The following is a 22,161-nucleotide window of genomic DNA, read 5'->3' as shown; positions in this document are numbered from 1 at the left end:
AAGGAAAGGGTACGGCGACTTAAATGGCTATTTATTTTCAAATACATAAATTATCAATAAAATTCGGTTAATGGATAAAAATAAGAATTAGATCATAATATTTATTTGTTTTTTTTGCATGTTATTTTAGTTCATTCCTTCGTAATGACTAGCTAAAGGTATAGGGTGTGTTTTTAGAGAGATAAAAAACAAACATTTCACCTTTTGATTTAGCTAAACTGTACTTTATAATTAGTTATTATGTCATGTTGAGAAAATCTTAGACGATAATATAATCGCGGAAAAATATACTCTGCCAGAAAACTATGTTCACTAAAAATACGTTGAAATCAACATTAGGTCTTATTGTTACGTCGCTTATCTTAAGCGCATGTGGCGGTGGGGAAGGCGGAGGTGATAACACCCCGCCAGCAAGGAATACCGGAAGCATCTCAGGTAACGTTTTTGACGCTCCTGTGAGCGGTGCGAAAATTGAGGTGTTTGAATACAAGGATGGAAACCTAGGTAGGAAGTTAGCAAGTACGACTTCCGATGCTTTTGGTGACTACAAGGTTGAATTTGAATCTTCATCGATGCCACTTTTCATCGTAGCTAAAGAAGGCAGTTATACCGATCCCTTAACGAAAAATACAGTGTCTGTCAGTAACGGCAAAACACTGCGTTTAGAAGCCATGCTCAATTACAAAGAAGGGCGTGATCAAAACTTAATGCTGACCCCTTTGACGAACATCGTTTCAGGTTTAACTCAATACAAAGTAGGCAAGGGAGTGTCAGGCTCTACTGCTATCTCAGAAGCATTAAATAGCATTAACGATATGTATGGTTTCGATGTCAATGAAACTACACCGATAGACATAACCAAAGGTGGTCAAAGTAGTTTTGCTACATCCGGTCACCAATATGGTGCTTTGTTAACCGCTTATTCTTCTTATTCGTACGACCTAATTCAAAAATACGGTGATACTCAGAGTAATATTTACACATCGATGCATTTGGCTGATATCCAATATCGAGATGTCATTGCCGATGGTCTTCTTGATGGGCTGGAAATAAGTACTGTGTCGGGAGGGGTAACCCCTTTAACCTTCGGTCAACAAAAAGTCTCTAGTGATATTTACACTCACGATTTGGCACAGCATGTTCTAATTGTCGTCAATGATCCTAACTTAAATATTTCAGGAACAGACGCAGACGACTATGTTGAGTTTAGCCGTAAGATTAATGACCAAGGCACCAATAGCGGTACTGGCGGTGTGATCCCACCTCGCGATGAAACCGAAATTGATACCGAAGCGCCTACAGTGTCTAGAACAGACAGTGATGTATTGGTAAGCCTCGATAAAGTGGATATTAAGCTCAATGATGAAATTGGTGTTCAAGGTGTCTCAGCGTACCTTGAATACCAACTGGACGGTGTCTGGTCTCTCGAGAGTCAGTGTGACGATGAACAAACTGCGGGTAGTGAGTTTTGTTTCTTGGAATTCGACGGCTTTGAATCTGGTCTTAGAGAAACAAGTATTAAAGTAAGTGTAGACACAAAAGCCATTGACGCGGTAGAAGTTGATTCGGATACGGGACTCTCAAATGTAACTGCGGCACGTTTGGTTTTTTATACGACTGACGTCTTAGGTAACGAATTAGTTCAAGGGCGAGATGTTGGCCATTATGTAAACTTTGAATGGGACAACAATGCGCCGGTAATTGAAGTAACCTCGGCTAGTTCTATAAACAACAGTGCAAAAGAGTATGTGCTTAAAGGCACTGTAAAAGAAGACTCGCAAGAGATTGATTCGGTAACGGTTTCATTTAAAGGCGGTTTAGATGATAGCGTTTCTTGTGGTCATATAACTTTAGAGTCAGGCAGTGCCTGTGAATTCAGTAAGGGATATTCAACCGATGAATTCGTATCGATAACAACATTTGAAATTAAAGCCACCGATAGCAACGGGAATATTGGTAAGGAAGTTCACGAAGTCGTTCGTGATGATCAAGCGCCGGCGCAAGTGATTAGCTACCCAGAGAATGCTCCAATGAATTATGTCAACGTTAGTGTTGATGGGGAACGCGTAACTAAAGAAGATGTTTATACGCAAGACACCTACACATCAGAAACGGTTCAATCCACTCGTGATTATTTGAAGATTGATTACATTTACGCGAGCAAGGGGATTTTAAGCTCAATTCCAGATGTCGATTTTAGTGACTTTAATGTCAACGCCCTCAAAGATAACAAAATTCCATATGTTCGTATCAGAGTCTCAGATGGCAACGGGGATATGGGATTAGGATCTAGTGCCGACAAACTTAAGCTAGTTGTTAAGTATTTAGTAAGCGCAAACAACGATAATAACTACGTGCTTCAGAAGGTAACCGACACCGTAGCCTCTGCCGCCAATATACCTCACGAAGCTATCTCTGATACTGAAGGACACGTAAATGAGGTTATCTATTATGTTCCTTTTGTAAAAGAAATACTTGGTGACAACTTCGATGCGACGTCCGAGAACAGCAGTCAAAAACTAGTGATTCAAACTATTGACGAGTCTGAAAATGAAAGTGCTGAGCAAGAAGTTTATTTTCGTAGTAGCTTCGACTTGCCGACAATGACGATCGTTACTCCATTTATCGGGGCTAGTGTGCAATTGGAGGGATTAAACTCGAAGGGAGAGTTTACCTCGCTAGGAAGATGTACCACGATTCAGCACTTAGAAAGTGATGGAACAAATAAAGCACTCGATGTTGCTGGATGTGAAACAACAACTGATGTAGTTAACTACGACTTTATGCGAGTGCGGTTAATCGGTATTGATGGTAATACGCAACCGTATTACTACAAGTGGGAGAGTGATCCAGGTACACAATCAGAACAAGTGAACCTAAATAGCGCGAATATAGGTGCCTACTTTAAACTTAATGGTTCTAAGACTTTTTATATTACCGAGCTAGCAACATACCAAACCGGACTGTTTGACTCTCAATGGAATCAAGTTGAAGCTGGAAACAAGACTCCAGAGAATGCCGCACGAATTTTAGACGACGTACAATATGCTCTCGCTGGTGGAAGCGATTCATTCTTTGGTTTCGACCCAACGATCGTTTCGTATGCAACGAATGAAATATTGAAAGGTGCTATTCCGGAAAAACTGCCTAATAATTATATTCATCGGTTTTTAGTAGAAGCGATTTATGACATTACCCAAATAAACAATATGCTACTAAGTAACTCTGTTGATTTTGCTTCCGCTATCTATGATGACTTGCAGTACGATGGCCAAGCTAACGGTATTGGTAGTGGGGGTGAAAAAATAGTTCTAGATTCATATGAATTTAGCTCAAAGTCTTACCGTAATGACTTAGCGCAATCATACTATAACATTATGACTGAAAAGTATGGTGTAGCAGCTAACCTAGCTCAGCGATACGCCGATCAGATATCAATGGCGAACCCAAGCCTCGATGGCGAACAGATTATAGACGGTGATGGCGAAAGTATTGATAAATCACCGCCTCAACCTTCGCTAAGTATCGAAAATGGCCGAGAAACATGGGTTGGAAATAAACGGTACGTTGCTGGTGTTTTAGATTCACGGATTATTTTGGAAGATCCGTCAGGCATTGTCGTGGAAGAAGGCAGTCAGCCATTATTTGTTACAGTGTGGTATAAGAAAACTGAACCGAATACGGAAATCCCAATTGATCTGAATATTCGAGAGTCAGGTGGTGATAATTATAAAAAAGAGTATTTATTTACCCTTAATACCGAGTCTTCAAATCTCAAAGGGATTGTCGAGTTTGCACTTGTGACCAGTGCAATGGATGAGCATGGAAATAGCTATGGTTACAATGGAGAGGAACCACATACGGAAACTTTGTATGTGGATAATGATTATCCTTTAGCGACTTATATTCCCCCGAGCGATGGTAATGGTGATCCGATTGACGAAAATGTCTATTTGAACACCAATTATGTTCAAGAACTCACTTTCAACATTGACGATATTGTAGGAGACAAATTGGACGAGCGAGGGCTCACTTTCTACAACTCGGCAACCGGTGTTACTAATGATTATGACGCTAACTCACATTTTTCAAGTAATACAGAGGATCATTTTAAGGTAAAACTATGCTCTGGAGACAAATGTAGCAGTCAAGGTAATATTATTAGTCCAGAAGATGGTAATTGGGTGGTGTATGTTAATGCTGAAGACAATCTGTCTAATATAGTTAACCGCCAGACGACCAATGCCCCTCAATTTAGTGTATTACTTGATTCAAAAGGTCCGGTAGTAAACGGATCTAAAATTATTAACCACTTAGGTGGTAATACTAGCTGGGTACCTGATATTACTTGGAGCTTGAGTCCAGGGAGTTTGGTTGAAGTCGATATGAAGTCAGAGTCTGGCAGGCGTTTCACTTTGCAACATTACGAAACAGAACCTGAAGAGAGTACTGAGCCGTATCTATTAGGCATGCAGCCTAACGTAGAGGTGAGACTAGTTGCGGAGGCATTTAAATATAATGAGAAAAACTTCTTCTACGTAACAGCAACAGACAGTTCTTTTCCATCGGGAACACACAGTGGTGAATTTGAATTCTTGGTCGACAACAAGGGACCAGTAATTGAATTAGCTGACCCTTGGGTTTTAGACACTAATTCAGGTGAAAGCTATGTTCTTGGTACCGCATTTACTGTAAAGCTTACATCAGTATCTGACGACTCTGATGTATCTAAGGTTGAACTTTGGCAACAAGGTCAAAACGCTGCAATACGTTCAATTGACCCCAAAGATCCAACGCAGCCCTTTGATATCGAAATTACAGAAACGCAAAGTGACACTATAGTGATTGGCGAAGACAGAAAGGCTAACCTGTACCTCAAAGCCCTAGACGAATATGGGTTTGAATCTGAAACAGAAATTAGAACTGTTCTGCTAGATCGTGAAGGCCCATCACTAAAGTTAAATGCGTTTGATCCGGAAAGTTTCTATCTTGGTGATTATGTATTCAATCTTTCAGCCCAAGATTTAAATGATAGGGGAACACCATCATCAGACGGTGTTAACAATGAAACATTAGAGTATTGGACTTTCAAAGAAAACCCCTCTGATGCAAGCACCTTAGTTGGTGAAGATATGAAGATTCCTTTAAGAGGTGAAAACGATGGTGATAGTGCGATTCGCACTATCAGATTAGGTGGTTCCGACATTAGAGGGAATACGACAAGCATAGATTATGTGGTTAAAGTTCAAAACTCAAAGCCCACTATTAACTCGGTTACTTTCACATATGAAGATGGCACGCCAGTTTCTTCTGGTGGCCAGATACAAATTACTCGTGTTGAACCTGTAATTATAAGTATTGATGCTGAAGATGAGAGCGGGATCCCGCTAGTTGAAGGTACTTATAAATATGGGGAACAAACCAACAATATCTCATTTTCTCAGAAAGGTGGCCTTTGGGAAGCTAGGTTGACAGAGGCAGATCTAACGGAAGATGGTGCCTATCAGTTGGAATTCAAAGTATATAATAACGTTCGCTATAGCTCTGAACAAGAAAGGCCTGTTTCCGAACGGTCAGAAAGTATCAATGTGCAACGTCAAGGTGTTGCTCTGTCAATCGTAAAACCGACTGACTTCCAAAGTCATATATCGGGAAGTACCCTTAATGTTGAATTTGGCCCTGCGGGTGAGGTAAAAGCAAAAACATTAGAATGTTGGGTTAGAGAGAATTACACCTCAGACGGTGTGCCGGAAGATGGTTCGAACAATGCTTATTCAGGTGTTATAACTAATCCTCAAGAAAATTATAAGTGTAGCATTACAACTGATGTGAATATGTCTGTTTCACCTGTGGTTTTGATAACGAAAACAGTAGGAACGAATGATACTGAAACAGTCAATAAATTCAGCTTTAATATGATGGATATCGATGCCCCTACGGTTGAACAAGACACATATCAATTTACTGGCAATGACGTTGGTTTGAACGCCGAAGGTAAGAAAGTTCTGAGCTTAACATTGAGCTTCAAAGACAATCTTTCTGGTGTGGATATTAGTGATGGTAACGAACCGTTATTGGTAAGAAATCGATTAAATGTGTCTTTTGAACCAAATAGTTGTAGCTCTAAATTGGGTATAACGACATGTACGTATAGAGAGTTGTATGCCGATATCCTCTCTCCGGGGGCGTTACAGCACTTATACACGATTAAGAACTTGTCTGATGTCGCCGGAAACTTAGGTTCGGATCATGCGTTAGAATTATTGCTTCCAGCCCAAGGCGATTTAGAAATCGCTATTACCAGCCCTGCTGAAGATACTATTATTCGAGGTGAGACCCTTGAAATGAAATTCAAGGTGAAGGTTGGACAAAATTCTGATCTTGAAAATGTCATCGCAACTCTAGATGGTGCGTCATATAATTTGAATGATAACCCAGAGAACTTTGGCCCTTTCACTAAGTGTGAGGATGACTATTCTTGCTCGACGTTTACCGCGCCATTAGATGACAAACTAGATGGTCAATTTATCAAGCCTAAAATTCAAATTATTGATGTATGGGGAGAGTCTATAAGCGATGAAGTCAGCGTAATGGTCGATAATAGCCTACCAAATGTTGACGACACTGTATCCCTCAATGAATCTCCGGATGATTCTAGCTTAGTTAGATTTCAGTTTTCTGTGTGGGATGAAGGTAGCGGTATAGCAAAGGTTAAGTACACAATAGTTAATCCTAAATATGTATTTGATAAAGATGACATTGGCGACAATTCACACCTTTATTTTGATCTTCCAAAAACTGAGTTAGAAGAGTTGAATTCTTTACGAGTCAATGTCGAAGCAACTGACAATGTAGGTTGGACTCAAAATAAGACGACTGATATTGACATTAGGATACCAACTATTGATTTGGCTTTTGATGGAATAACGAGTTTACAAGGGGGTAAGCTTGCTTTTACTAATGATAGCCAAGCGTTCACCATTACCTCTGAAGAGGGAGAGGATGTAAAGGCTGCTTCCTATGCTATAGATTTGGTTCCAGTTTCAGGTAACACGATTAAGTTTTCTGGGGAAATAGCCTCTTCAACAGCTTCAGATACGATGACTTTTGATATCGATGCTCAAGCTGAGTATATGCAAAAAGTAACCGTAACCGATTCTATCGGGCGAGTTATTATTGACCTTAATGTGCTCAACAAGACTTACGATGCTGAAGGCATCGCATCCATTGTTGATTACCAAGCACCGGTCATTTCAAGTATCACCAGTACTCAGGATTCGATGATTCCAGAGGAAGGGCTATATTATTTGGATGTAAGAGCATACGTCTTCGATAAAAATCTAAGCAGTGTTGGTTCTACTGCGGAAAACGGTACCGATGCCCCGGTAAACCCACAATCAATTGAAGAACCGACCAAAGACGGTGACCCTTACTTGATACGTTATCTTTTATCTCCTGGCGATTATCTAATAAATGTAACGGCAGACGATTTAGTTGAACACCAGACCGAGAAGTCACTAAATACAAAAGTTGAAGCAGCAAGTATTCCAGAGCTAACAATATCAACGGCAGCATCAATGCCTTTGGCTGGTGGCGTTGATATTCCACTTTTGTTTACCTTCACTGAAGAGGTTAATCAATTTGAATTTTCAGATGTAGAGATTTTAGCAAGTGATGGCAATGATACAGGCGAGTTGAAGCAAGCATCATGGAGTACAACAGACAATATAACTTGGTCGGTCAATTACATAACGCCTGAAAAACAGAACAAAAACATAACCATACGAGTCGGTGATAATAGTTACGAAAGCGTAAATACTATCCCCGGTACAGGGGATAGTTTGGTTTTGGGGATTGAGGGTGTGTTACCAACCCTGTCTAGCGTGACATTTGATCCAATGCATCAGCAAGTAGGCAAAGATGTACAAGTAGCCCTTGAATTTGATAAGGAATTACAAGAAGTAACGGCCATGCTTGGTGGTAATCAAATCAACTCACTAACTGCTACGGCTGATAAGAAAGTTTGGAAGGGTAACGTTCGAGTGCCTGATACTAATGAATTAACAGTGGCTTTGATTACAGAGCAATACAAAGACCTAGTGGGTAATGTGGGCACGCAAGACAGCACACACTCGCTGCCTATCACGCCAACGTTGGACATCACACCGGTGGGCAGTGTGGACGGCAGCAATGCCGCGAACTTGGCCTTCTCAGGCACCTCGACCCGTTTTGATGGTCAAGAGCTTCGCCTGGCAGTGAAAGCGCAAGACAATGAGACGGTATTGAAAAATGGCGTTACGACCGTAGCAAGCGGTGGGGCTTGGAGCAGTACGGTGGACATCAGCGATCAACCGAACGGCAGCTACACCGTTATTGTGACGGGCACCAACGCTGCAGGCGTGCAAGTAAGCGAAAGCGCAAGCTTTACGCTCGCGCAAGCGGTACCGACGTTAACGAGCGTGACGTTTAACCCAAAACACCAAGCGATAGGTCAGAGCGTATCGGTCAGTCTTAAGTTCGATAAAGCGCTGCAAGCGGCCAGTGCCGAGTTAGGTGGTACGGTCATCTCGCTGACGCAGAGTGCGGACGCCAGCGTGTGGACGGGCAATGTCGATGTATTAGTCGCGACGTCGTCTGATTTGACGGTGGATTTGGTGGTGAAAGATTACCAAGACTTATTGGGTAACGTGGGGGCGCAAGACAGCACACATTCGCTGCCGATTACGCCAACTATTAGCATCTCTGCGATCAACAGCGGTAACGATGTTAACGAATCAGAGTCACCCACATTGATTCTCGATGGTACTACGGTTCGTTTTTCTGAAGGTGATAAGTTGAGCCTAAGTGTCACAGACAGTGGGGGAGTTAAAGTTTCAGATGCTGAGGTGCTGGTTAGTGAAAACGGAGTTTGGCAATATGAACTGACTCTTGATCCAATCGAAGGTGGGTCTGTGACGGTGTCACTACATGGTGCCAATGCACTTGGAGCCGATGCTACTTTGGTTGAATCTACATTTACATTAAATAAGGATGTGAACGCTGCAGTGGTCGTAGTGCCAAGTTTATTACGACAACTGCTTATTTACGACAAGGGCACAAAACTAGCAGCGTAACGCTAATCGTTATATGGAAGATTAGACAAAGGTCTGCCTATTCGGCAGACCTTTTTTGCAAATGTATCTCAGGTTGTAGGAATTTGATTATGCACAGTGGACTTAATCATTTTTATTACCCTCAATTTTATTAAGAAAATTATTGTATACCAGTGCCCAATATTGATTAGTTTAGTGATGCTGAGTCATTGAAATGAAAATTATTTTGTTTTTCCTATTTCATTATTTAGTCATATTTTTAGTCAGATAACTAATATAACTGGTGATGTAATCAGAATGGCAATTGTATAGATATTTTGCATAGTAGTTTTTGGTGTTATCTCTATAAAAGTGCCATCTTGATATTAAATGCATAATATATATAGTGTTTATATCACATCGTTATTTGATGTGGTGTTCTGCATTTTGGTACTTTAGTACCACCCTTTTAAGCCAATTTAGTGTTCCAAAATAAATCCTATTTATATTGGCTAAGTTTATGTGGGAATTTATTCCCACTTTTTTTTCTTTTACAGATGAGAAAATGCTCAATATAACCTTCTAAATCGATGAAATGCTTCCACCAGATATGTGTGTTTGGTCTAGTTCATATTTACTTAAGTACGCAATTAAATGATTATTATGTGACATCCGTTCAAATTGATTTGCCTTTTTAGTTGGTCAGACGAAATGACTATTTATCCTGTTTAATTAGCTTTATTGCTAGTGTTATGGTTTTTGACGATACTCCTTCTAATCTATTGAAATTTATAACCATTACGCGTAGAATTTATTTAACCAAATCGTTTTTTTAAGCCTTATCAGCTTAGTTATCACCGCAACTATATATATCTGTAGGTTGTGGAGAATCCAAATGCACTTAGTTTGCAAATTTATATCTAGTTCGTCTCTCAGTACGAACGACCTTCAATATGTCTTAACACCGGATGAGTGTGTCGGGCTATTTTCGCGCGTGCGCACCCCTAAAGACATCTTGGCTCAATTACCAAGCACTCTGCTTCAGCAGATTACTGCGTCGGCTAAAAAAAATGTCCACAGCCTGCTCAATGCTATTCGAGTAGAACTTGTAAAAGCGAACTGGGTTTGTCTTTCATCCAATGTGAGACGTCGTCCACTAACGAGTAAGCAGCTAGCAAATTTCCCCCGACTGAAGTTACATGTCGATCGGGTGATCAATAGTACTGCAGAGCGCGTTCACAAAGCTAACTACCAGCAAGTTGTCGATGATGTACCTTTGGCACGTCACTACAACTTCTCGCCGGTTGAACCTTCCCCTGAACATAAAATCGTCGTTGAGTTTGCTGGTCAGTGGTCGAGTAATGCTGGCTGTCTGATGTTAGGAACTACCGATACTCAAAAAGAAAAAGTGACGGTAGGTAAGTCAGATCGAGAAAATAAACACCGAAGCCTCGCTACATTTAAAGATCTTGAATTAGAGCGTAAAACGCTATATATCAAAATCCCTTGTTCCGATCAGCCTCAGCCAATTTTGCTTAAATTAACCGAAGACCTGCAACCCGTTGATAAAGTGACTCAGATGGATGAGTGGGATAACGTGTTGGTGCCGGTGGTTCCTGTTCATAAAGGTGATTCAGGGTATGTATCGATTGATCGTGGTTACGTTTATGTCGTTTGGCAATCAGAAGTTTGGAGAGAAATCCAAATTCAAAATGACGGACGCTTTTCTGATATAGATCTATCGCTCTATCAAAGCACTAAGTCCTCGCCTCAAAGATCGGTCGATATCAGCTTATATGATGAAGACTCCGAAGCATTTCTGTCAGGGGAAGCGTTTCAGTTGTACCAAGACGGTAAAAAAGTCTACGAGGGTGTGTTGAACGAATATGCTTGTGCCCGTGTTTTTGGTCTTACTGCAGAAGAAGTTGAGGTAGTGGTTGCTGATTGGCCTAACGAAGGCGAAACATACACAGAATTACTTCAAACCGAATTGAGTCCATTTAAGGCTGGAAGTAAAACAAAGAGAGAGCCACTTGGTGTTCCTTTGCCTCATATTTGGCTTCCATACAAAATAAACGGTAGCGTACAAAGTGATGTTGCTCTTTATTATTCTCGGGCTCAGCTCAATTTTCAGCAACTCAATGAGTTAAAGAGCGGGAATAATGAAAAAGCGGTTAAAGTAAACCTCAGTGATTATTCTTGTACTCACAACTTTGATGCGAGCTCCGAACCTGTGATTTCGTTGCCGGATTTAGATACTCAAGCTCCAAGCAAATCAGATTACAATGTCGTCAATCAAAAAGAGCAGGGTGTCGCTGCCGCTGTTGTTAACTCCCCAAGCGAAGGCATCGTAATTACCTATAAAAGTAACCCCCAGTGCGATCAACCAGATGATTATTTCCAATTGACGTGTGTTGATGAAACATGGAGCCAAAAGATTTTTTTGCGTGAGGCCGAGTTTGTGGGTCAGTCTTGTAAAGAAATTGTGTTTAGTGGTTGGCTACCAGAAGTCAAACGGGTCAATCTAACCCGTCATTGTCGATCTCATAACTCAGATAAAACGGTATTAATGTCAGTAATTTATCAAGACATTGAACTCACGGAACTATTATAAAATGAAACTAACAACGTTAAGTATCACGCTTCTTTCGACAGTTATGTTATTAACAGGCTGTGGTGACGAAAGTAATCAAGCTTCGAATGTTGCAACAACACAATCCGTAGAAAAAGAACCTACTCAGAAGGCTTGTTACGATGTTGGTGAAACAACGTCATTGGAACGCAAAGATGTAACAGGACCACGCTGCCAATGGCAAAGTGAGCACAACTTTATTGTTTACTCTGAAGATCTGTCCTGGCCTGAATACCCAGGTACACTTCCCGTAAAACCAGGCTATGCCGTTCGCAGAGCAAAAGAGTGGCCCCGTGAAGACTTGTCTGATGCGAGCTCTTATGACAAACCTCGAATTCAGTTTTGGTGGAATAATGTCAGCTCTCGAGACCCTCTCGTAAATGATTACGAAAATGGCTACAAAATTTGGAGCGTGAAAATTGATGGGACAGATTTACGTTTAGTTACGGATGATATGCCAAGTACGGCGTCGCCACAGACCTTTATGATGAGTCGCTCACCCAATAATCGTTATGTGGCATATGCATACAGTTATGGTGAGCCTCTGATAAAAGCGATCTTTGACTTAAAAACGCAGCAGACCATTCAACTGGGCAGTGCGCGCACCAAGCCTTATTTAGTCTGGGCGGACGACTCTAGCTACATCTATTTCTCAGACGGTTTTAAGCGTTTTAAATACACACTCGCGACAGGAATCAAAGAAGAGGTAGACGTACCGTTGTCTGAAAATACGGTCATTGTAGACGGTAAGTTAATCAATGCCGCGGGCTTGGGGGTTGGGGTTTATGACGCCAAGACACTCAAACGCTTATACACTATTTTACCTGAAAAAGAGTTTGAAGACTCCGTAGATATTGAGAAGCGTATCTACCGCCAAATTGCGATCAGCCCTAATGGTAAGTATGTATGGGGAATCAACTCGTATCGTAAGGTGCTGATAAACGTTGAAGATAAAACGTGGCTTGCGTTTTCTAAGGAAGGCGATGAAAAGAAAGTTTACGATAAGGTGGTAAACATTAGTAATGATGGCCGAGAAACCCAGGTAGGAGCAGCAATAATAACCATAAAACGTTATGGGTCTGATTATCGCTATGAATTGACCGGAAAAGGTCGACAGTCATGGAAGGTGATTCAATCTGGTCAAAACACGATAACACCAGTGTTATATAATGCCGATGCTAATGACGGGCGCTTTCTGGAGGTAGAAAACGATGAGTAATGACTTTAAGTATTTACCAACAGATGTCTATTTGTTCGGTGTCGATTATCCTAATATTGGGGATGCACAGAACCCTCAATATAGAGCGATTAATATCGAAAAAGACCTGACCTCATTAGAAGAGTTGAAAAATATCCGCCCTATGTCACGACTTCCCATTGCCATAAATTTAGGTGAGGAAAGCGCGGCTCTTTGGGCGACAGACGATTTAGGTCGTTTACATGTGCTGGGTGATTCAACGCAGAAAAACCAAAAAACCAATATCAATCAGGTTTTGGCACTGCGTTCGCCAGTACATAAGTTAGCACAGAAGACGTACAAGCTGTCTTTTCCCGAATGGTCAATGCTTACAGAGTTGGCGATTGGTGCGCAGAGTAATGCTCGCCCAATCAAAAAGGCGTGCGCAGATCTTGCATCTATCTTAGGGAATCTAAAAGCGTATGGCGGTGAGCAAACGCTAAACTCGCTAGAAAAAAAAGTGGAATACGCCGTCACAGAAGTAAAGCGTTCACAGCTCGCACCTAAATATGAAGCGGGCACTCAAGCACTATCTGATGAGCAAGTTACATATAACAAGTGGTATGACTCTGTTCCTGAAGATAAACCCATTCGTGGCTTTACCGTGCCGACTTTTTCATTTCTCGCTGTAGTTTTTTCAACCGATGATTATGACCTAGCTGTTGTTGATGTAAAGCGTTTCGACGAAACAACGAGTACACACAAAAGCTTACAAGAAGAGGGCGTTGTAACGCAGGCTAAACTTGATAAAACCAGCGGTTCGCATCGTCCAATCGCGTTGTTTCCGTTGGCGTCGGACGTTTTTACTGATGGCATGTACACCATTGAAGTGGTTTTCGACCAAGAGTTTGCAGGTAAAATTCCCGAATTTGTCCAGAATGCTACTAATGTAACTAAAGAATATGATGAGGTTGGACTTATCTCCAGAGTCACCTACGAGCTACGAGAGTACATCACGCTTAGCCAAACGACACCGTTTGGTAAGATCGCGGTTGTTGCTGGCGACATGATCTCACTTGAAGAGTCTTTGATATACCAATTTCCTACGCAGTTTAAAGCCCTACAAGCCTTCCGAATGGGAGAGCTTGAAAACCTAGAGAATAGCGGAACGACGGCGAGTATGAGTGCTGCGTTGTGGGAGGTTGGCACAAAAGTTACACCAAGTTTGGTTAATGCTGGCATTAATATTCATCAAAATCCATCAAGTAAACATGACGTGATTGGGAGTTTAGCAAACACGTTTTGGGGACAAGTAGATAAGGGCACGTTACCCCCAGCCATGATTTCTGCATTGGAATTTTCATTTGGGGTGTCGGCTACCACAGCAGCTTACCAAGCTCTTCAAGATTTACGCCAAGCGGCATCGGAATCCGAGCGTGCAGCACAAGTGGGTTTAAAAGCGCTTCTCAAAGAGAAAGGGTTTGATAAAAGTAAGTTCTTTACCAAGGTTATTGAACCTGCGAGAAATGGTAGTGCCCACGTTGTGGCGGGGAGTGCTGCAAGAACTTGGTTGACAGGTAACGGCAGTATCAAAAGCTTTTTGTCGCCCTTTGCTGGTGCAGGGCTCAATGCAATCAACACCTTCTATGAGATAAAAGAGATCACTGACAAAAGCGAGCAATTACGCTTAGCAGAAGAGAAAGCTAAACTCAGGAAAAGTTATTTTGAGCAGGTATCACGCGATTATCTGAACTGGGTACCAGTCTGGAAAGAAAGTCTGAAGAGTGGGGAATTACTACTTAAGCAAATCATAGATAAGTTAGGCGACAATGTAACGTTTACTGACGTCATTCCTAATGACGTTGCTGAAGACAGTGCAATGTTTGTTAAAGACCATAAAGGTGCTGGTTTACGCTTGGTTTTTCCTTTTGATAACAATCAGGTTCAAGCCCCTCACTTGTCATATTTGGCTGCTGTCGATAAAGAATTATCTAAGATTCCAAATGCCGTTGTTGAAATCGAAGGGCATGCCTGTCAAAACGGTGATTCAGAATATAACCAAAACCTTTCGCAGCAGCGAGCGCAGCATGTTGCTGAGTTCTTTTCTTCAGTTAGTGACATTCGATTTTTTGGCGAACGTCGACCGATAGTCGAGGTACCAAACAACGAAATCAAACGCGAAAACGCGCAACTTAATATTAACCGACGTGTTGAGGTTCGAATCTACCTACAAGAGTTTGCGGCGAGAATTCCACCGAGTCGACTCGGCTTTAAGGCTATGGAGCAAGCGCGTTTAGCTCAGTTAAATGCGAACTTGGGAGAAGAAGCAATTGCAAAAGAGCTCAAGCTAGCTATCTTCGAGATGATCGTTGGTATGGCTTGTTATGTTCCGATAATAGGACAGGCAGCAAGAGGCTTTTTCGTTGTCAAAGAAGGCGGGAAAATGCTGATGAGTGGCGCCCAGTTGCTAGACTCTGCGCTCTTCGATTATTACTTGTCTTCCTACAACGAAGTTAGAAAAAGCATATCTGCAATTGAACAACTTAGCCATGAAACCACAGAGATTATTGATTCATTGGCTGAAATTAATACTCAATTGACCGAGATGTATTTTACGTCTTCAGAGGCGTTAGTCGAGCACCTAGGAAAAGCTACGGGTGCAAAGGAGTTGATTAAGCGCTATCAACGCCGTGCACTTGCTATTAATGGTTTGGTGCTTTTGATTCAGAGAGCTTGTGCTGAGGGCGAACAAGAGTTCACAGAACAGTGGCGAATATTAGCTATCGATGAATACATTCAGCGATATATCGAAACCGACGGCTGGATATTAAACACAGAGTTAAAAGAAAACTTGTGTAACTTGTGGCTCCAAGAACTCATGCGTCGTGAGGGACACAAGCAATTAGTTGAAAGTTACGGTGAAGAAATCGCTGAACAAATCATCACTCGCAACAAAGCCAACTATATTGCTCCAAAAAGGAAAGATGTTTCTGGGGCGTTTAATGTAGCGTTTCCAGTGCAAGACAAGCTCTATAATCGCGATCAACAACGAGGCTTAGTGGAGTTTGCGACACAGTTTAATGTTGAGTCTAAAAAATTATCAGAAGAGGACCTAGGGTTCGTTAGGTTATTAGTCTCTGAGCCTCATGACAATTCTAAATGGGTCACCTTTGATGATTGGGAGAAGGCACGATTAAAAGCAAATAAAAAGGTGCGATTATCGCCTTTCCACCGTTTGAAGTGGCAAATGGTGTTAGGCAAACAAAGTCTAAAACAGATGACGTCAAATGTGTTTCAGTGTGAGATGTCTTATCAGCGCACTGACGGTTTACTTAATACCAGTGGGCCTAAGTTTAATTTGATGTTCAAACCGATGAAACACGAGGAATTTAGTGTAGACCCCAAAGGCGAGTTGGCCGAATTTTTTGAGGCGGAAAAAGTAGACAGCAAAGTCCTTATTGGTTGTGAGTTTGAGCCGTATTTTTACTTTGGTGATGATGTCTTCTCTGGAGTGAAGCCTTTGATCGCCAAGCATGATTTAGTTGATTATAGTGGCTATTTATCGAAAGTTGCTCTCGGTCCGATTTTTGGGCAAGTGATAAAAATTGACTCCCAACAAGATGTACTCAAAGAATATGTACACAGCGGTGGCTTCAAAAACATGACCTATGAGTTCACTCTATCTGGAAGCAATTATAAGCTACCAGTACGAGTGGACAAAACAGTCGGACGATTTATTACTTCACCTAGACAGATTCCTGTAGGGGTTGATACAAACCATAACCATACACTCTCTGCGAAATCGGGTTTTATAGCGAACGGAAATAGTGTGTCAGAGAAAGACTTGTTAACGCTAGATTTTGTCTTACATAGTAAAGTTCATAAAGGCCCGACAAAGCCTATTATCGATGACATCAAGCACAGTGCGATTGCGGTCAACTACGGAAATAAACGACAGTTTATGAACGAGGAGAGTATGTTCACTACTGCGGATGAGCTCAAAGGCTTTGATTGGACTTCGAATAAGTCATTCGCTATGGAAGTTATGCTCATTGGTGGTAAGCACAGAAAAGAGTCGTATCAGGGCCAAAACCTCGAATGGCAGAGTGTTCCAGTTTCACTAAAGCTCTCTACTACTTTTGATAATGAAGCCGTATTCGGCTCTGAAACTACCGCTGGCCCTGAATATCTAAGTAACCTTACTTACATCGGGATACTAAAGAAGGACGGGTCTAAATGGACGCTAAATGACAGTGATGTGATTAACAAAAATATAGACTCAGATTTCGTTTCTGAGGCTTTATCCAACATATATATGGATGAAGATTTCGATGGTAAGGTAGTCTACGTGTCTCGTTTCGAGTTCGCATTTAAAGCGCTGAACGGTCAAGAAATCAAGGGGCTTCGACCATTTGGACCCGTTGTTTCGACATTTGGTCGATTCCACGAAGCAGTTCTAAAGGTGTCCTCTCTAGCACAACGCAACACAGCGGAAATGACGCCGTTCAAACTTGGAAGCTTTGAGATGTCGTTGGACAGGCAGTACAAAAATGTAGATGAATTACCTTATTTTTCTGATTGTGAAGACCCAAGCTATAAAGTTGACAAAGATATGTACATCAACTGGGCAAAACTGAAACCAGCAGAGCGTACAGAGCGTCTGGTAACCTGGATTAGAGACCCATACTTAGCAACTATCATTGAAGCGTCCATTCTCAATAAATAAAAAAAACCGCCTTAGGGCGGTTTTTATTGTCAATCGGAACTTAATCAATCGATCTGCTCAGTTTGCTCATCCACGGAGCTCAACCCGCCGCAGAAATATCGTATTTCTTCATCTTGTGATTGAGTGTACTTAACGGGAGCGATAGTTGTTCAGCCGCTCGTTTCGTGTGCCAATTACAAGAGTTTAAGCAGTCGATAATCACAGTTCGTTCATATTGACTGACGACCTCTTTTAGGCCAACTGCGACATCGTCATCTCCTAGAGGTTCAGGTTCGAACGTGGTTTGAATTGCCGATGTAGTTGGAGCAACAACTTGGCGGTGTTCTACGTCTTCAGGGATCTGTTCACCAAACTCAATCTGAGTAATAGTTTCGAAATCTGATAATAAAACCGATCGCTCAATGATGTTTTTAAGCTCACGCACGTTACCGGGGTAGGTATAAGTAAGTAGTTGGTTTCTCACATTAGCACTCAATCCCGGTGATTGAGGCAAGCCTAACATCGTCGTGGTGTGCTGAACAAAGTGCTCGGCAAGTGGGATAATGTCTGCTTGTCTGGATCTCAGTGGTGGTAAGGTGATGGGAAATACGTTCAAGCGGTAGAACAAATCGGCCCTAAAGCCTCCGTCTTTAATCTGTTGCATTAAGTTACAGTGTGTCGCAGCAATGACTCTAACATCCACTTCAATCTCTCTGCTGGCGCCTACAGGGCGAACTTTACGTTCTTGTAGCACACGTAGCAGTTTAGCTTGAAGTAGCATTGGCATATCGCCAATTTCATCTAGGAATAGGGTACCACCGTTTGCTGCTTCAAATAAGCCAACTTTGTCCTTGTCTGCACCGGTAAATGAGCCCTTTCTGTGCCCGAAAAGTTCGGATTCCAGAAGTTGTTCAGGAATTGCGGCACAGTTCTGAACGATTAATGCTTGGTCAGAACGATTCGAGTTTTCGTGAATGTATTTTGCAATGACTTCTTTACCCGCACCCGTCTCGCCTCTAAGTAAGACGTCGACAGGCAGAGAGAGCACCTTATCAAGTCGGCTCAATACATTGACCATCTCTTCACTTTCAGCGATCGGACCTTGATAGGTTTTCTTTGTCCGCTTTTTTAGCTGAGTATTTTCACGGACCAATGCTTGGTTATCGGCGCTTAAACTCTTAATCACTTGTCCATATTGCTCTAACCAAATGGCATGGCGAATATTACTTGCCGCCATTCGGCAAAACTCGGTAAGTGCGGTTTCGTTATCGATAACGCTTAAATCGAGCAAAACCAATAATCCAATGGTTTTGCCTTCATCATCAATCAATGGCCAAGCAAGTAAGTTGTTGCTTTTTAGACCTAACGTTTGCTCGGTTTGATAGATGCCTTCGCAGTCATAACCATTGTAAGTGTATAGCTCATTGATCAAGACAACTTCGCCGTTACGTACGGCGAAGTTGAATGGGTCGGCTTCACTTACTGTGTCTAACTGCAGAGGCTCCCAAGGATGTGAGGCAATGACTTTTTCATGGTGGTGTGCGGTGCTCGGAATCAAGGCTTGACCGGTTTGGTCAAGCACGTAAATGATGCCATGTTTCGCGAAAGTCATTTGCCTTGCTGCTGTGAGAACGGCATCCAAAGTTTGAGCTAACTGGCTGCGATCAGCCAGAGATTGGCTGATCGCAAGTAGGGCGTTACTAAGCTCACTATGGTTAGCTGAACGCATAAGTTAGAGTTCCTTGCTCGTCCACAGAAACGTCAATTTGAGTATGTGAATCATCCTTGTCATTCACCAGTAGTTGAGTCGAAAGCTGCGGCAATAGTTGACGGTTAATAACGGCATCAATATTTCGAGCTCCCGTCTCTGCAAGGCGGCAGTTGCCTAATACGAATTCCACTAAGTTATCACCATAGCAAAGTGCCAGTTTGTGGTGGCTTTGCAGGCGCTCAGACACTTTCTTCAGTTTATGATGGATGATATCAGTCATTGCTGCGTCTGAAAGTGGAAGGAATGGCAACACGGACATACGAGCCAACAAGGCTGGCTTGAAGTGTTGATTCAACGTTGGGCGAATGGCTTCAGCGACGATATTGGCATCAATGTCTTTCGCTTGGTGAACCAAAGACTCAATCTCATGTGTCGCGAGGTTACTCGTCATGATGATGAGTGTATTTTTGAAGTCGATGGTACGACCTTCTCCATCATTTAGCGTGCCTTTGTCGAACACTTGGTAGAACAGGTTGAGTACTTCTGGATCTGCTTTTTCAACTTCATCTAAAAGAACAACAGAGTAAGGGCGCTGACGAACTGCTTCGGTCAGCATACCGCCTTCACCAAAACCAACATAGCCAGGAGGAGAACCAATAAGACGAGAAACCGTGTGTTTCTCTTGGAACTCAGACATGTTGATGGTTGTCATGAAGCGTTCACCACCAAACATCTGATCAGCGATAGCGCGAGCGGTTTCTGTTTTACCTACACCACTTGGGCCAACCAATAAGAAAACACCCGTTGGTGCATCTGGGTTACCTAATCCCGCTTTTGCGGTTTGAATACCTTCAGCAAGCGCATCAATGGCAAATTCTTGGCCTTTAATGTTTTGGATTAGGTTTTGTTTCAAGTTTAAGGTTGCTTGCGACTCATCTTGAAGCATCTTACCAATAGGGATGCCTGTCCAATCAGAAATTACATGACTAATTTCGTCGGGACCCACTTCATAGTGAACGAGTGGATTGGTACCGCGCACGTTATCTAAACGTTCGTTACAAGATTGAATAGCTTCGCGAGTCTGCTCTTCAGAATATTCATGACAATTTGGTTTGTCACTTGTTAGTGCGTCATCATCTTGAACCGTATTGTCAGCTATAGGAGCGCTGTCTTCTTCAGTCGAAGGAGTAGTAAGGCTATAAAGATGGCTACGCAGTTCAATGATTTCTTGAATAAGAGATTGTTCTTTCTTCCATTGAACTTGAAGGGTAGCTTGTTCTTCGGTGGCCTTTTCAATCTTCTCTTTTAGATCAGGAATTAAAGCGGCGCTGTGTTTGTCACCGGTTTGCTGCAGTTGGTCACGCTCAAGAGCTTCGAGTTCGCGGTTCGCAGCCGCAATTTCTTGATGCAATGTTTGGACAGGTGCCGGTGTTGCATTAAGGCTAATATTGACGCGAGCACAAGCCGTATCTAACACGTCGATTGCTTTATCTGGCAGTTGGCGTCCAGTGATGTAACGATCAGCTAAGTTTGCTGCGGCAGTGATTGCGTCGTCACGTACGTACACGTTATGTGATTTTTCATAGGCTGGTCTTAAGCCTCGGATGATCAATGCGGCCTGACTAGCTGATGGCTCATCGAGTTTTACTAGTTGGAAACGGCGCGCCAGAGCTGGATCTTTTTCGAAATATTTCTTGTATTCAGACCATGTGGTGGCAGCAATTGTTTTTACTTCACCACGTGCTAGAGCGGGTTTAAGTAGGTTGGCAGCATCACTGCCTCCAGCTTGATTGCCTCCACCAACTAGCGTGTGAGCTTCATCTATAAATAAAATGATTGGAGTCGGTGAATTCTTCACTTCATCTAGTACTGCGTTAAGGCGTTTTTCAAACTCACCTCTTACACTCGCTCCTGCTTGAAGTAAGCCCATGTCTAGGCCGTATAGTTCAACACCTTTGAGGCAGTCTGGCACATCTCCTTCGGTAATTTTTAATGCAAGACCCTCTACCACCGCTGTTTTACCAACTCCCGGCTCACCTACGGCGATTGGGTTATTTTTTCTGCGTCGCGCCAATATGTCGATTATTTGTCGGATTTCCTGATCACGGCAGAATACTGGGTCGATCTCGCCCTTTCTTGCTTTGCCGGTAAAGTCGGTGGTGAATTTACTTAATGCCGAACCATCTTCACGTGCATCGGTTTTTTCTGATGTCGTTGCTAAAGATTCTAGAGAGTTTGTTGTGAGTTCAGAAAAATTACGCTTTAAGGTATCTGGGTTTACACCGTCTAAGATTGAAGCGTAGCCGTGCTGACCATAGCGTAGTGGGTTACTCACGAGTGTAAGAAGTAGGGCACCAGAGCGAATCTGAGTTTCGGATAGATCTAAAGATGAGACCAACCAACTTTCTTGAAGCCATTCGATTAAAAGCGAAGAAAAAACGGGCTTGCTGCCGTTGCCTGTTGTGTTGGTATCTAAAGTCGAACGAATGGATTGCCTTAAAATGGTCTCTGAGCAATCGAAATGACTTAATAAGATATCAAAATCACTATTTGGCCTTTCTAATAAGCTTAATAGATAGTGTTCAATTTGCACTTCATTGGCTTTTTCCGATACGGCTAATGCAGCGGCGTCCTCTAAAGCGACTTTTACAATAGGGTGCAGACGTTGTATTAAAGAGGAAAGGTTTATATTTATCATTTTAGTTCTATTAGTTATGTATATGGGATGCAGCAATTATACTAAAATTGATAACTGGTTTTTTATTCGGTGATGAATTTACTATTGTTTATTGGTTACTTTTATTGTTTGTTTTGGCTTTTTATCTGACTAATATTTAAAATCCCGTTCAAAATAATAAATAGTCT

At 42.1% G+C, this 22,161-nt stretch carries 5 protein-coding genes and 2 pseudogenes; 4 read left to right on the top strand and 3 right to left on the bottom strand.

Annotated features, from left to right (window positions below):
- Nucleotides 1-305 precede the first annotated feature (305 nt).
- The 4 genes from AB4623_RS22065 (at nt 306) to AB4623_RS22050 (ending at nt 17,606) form a co-directional block, all read left to right on the top strand.
- Nucleotides 306-9,113, top strand: a complete 8,808-nt coding sequence (locus tag AB4623_RS22065) for a tandem large repeat (RefSeq protein ID WP_372147375.1) — start codon at nt 306-308, stop codon at nt 9,111-9,113.
- An 853-nt stretch (nt 9,114-9,966) separates the two neighbouring features.
- Complete coding sequence (locus AB4623_RS22060) at nt 9,967-11,685, top strand: hypothetical protein (protein WP_372100953.1); 1,719 nt, start codon at nt 9,967-9,969, stop codon at nt 11,683-11,685.
- Between the two features lies 1 nt (nt 11,686).
- On the top strand, nt 11,687-12,922 hold the full coding sequence (locus tag AB4623_RS22055) for a TolB family protein (RefSeq protein WP_372100955.1): 1,236 nt from the start codon (nt 11,687-11,689) through the stop codon (nt 12,920-12,922).
- Nucleotides 12,915-17,606: an OmpA family protein gene (locus AB4623_RS22050; RefSeq protein WP_372110357.1), complete on the top strand. Its 4,692-nt coding sequence runs from the start codon at nt 12,915-12,917 to the stop codon at nt 17,604-17,606. The genes AB4623_RS22055 and AB4623_RS22050 overlap by 8 nt, the downstream gene beginning before the upstream one ends.
- Nucleotides 17,607-17,685: 79 nt before the next feature.
- Here the strand turns inward: AB4623_RS22050 and AB4623_RS22045 are convergent.
- From AB4623_RS22045 to tssH, 3 genes and pseudogenes are all read right to left on the bottom strand, one after another.
- Nucleotides 17,686-17,850 (bottom strand): annotated as a pseudogene (locus AB4623_RS22045) (helix-turn-helix domain-containing protein); the annotation flags it as partial.
- Between the two features lie 80 nt (nt 17,851-17,930).
- A pseudogene (locus AB4623_RS22040) lies at nt 17,931-19,314 on the bottom strand (sigma 54-interacting transcriptional regulator); the annotation flags it as partial.
- On the bottom strand, nt 19,301-21,994 hold the full coding sequence (gene tssH, locus AB4623_RS22035; RefSeq protein ID WP_372147374.1) for a type VI secretion system ATPase TssH: 2,694 nt from the start codon (nt 21,992-21,994) through the stop codon (nt 19,301-19,303). The pseudogene AB4623_RS22040 and the gene tssH, both read right to left, overlap by 14 nt.
- Nucleotides 21,995-22,161: the final 167 nt, after the last annotated feature.

This window comes from Vibrio sp. 10N.222.52.C12, assembly GCF_041474215.1.
Lineage (GTDB): Bacteria > Pseudomonadota > Gammaproteobacteria > Enterobacterales > Vibrionaceae > Vibrio > Vibrio crassostreae_C.
The sequence above is the reverse complement of the archived record's forward strand: the minus strand, read 5'-3'. Positions and strand labels throughout refer to the sequence as shown.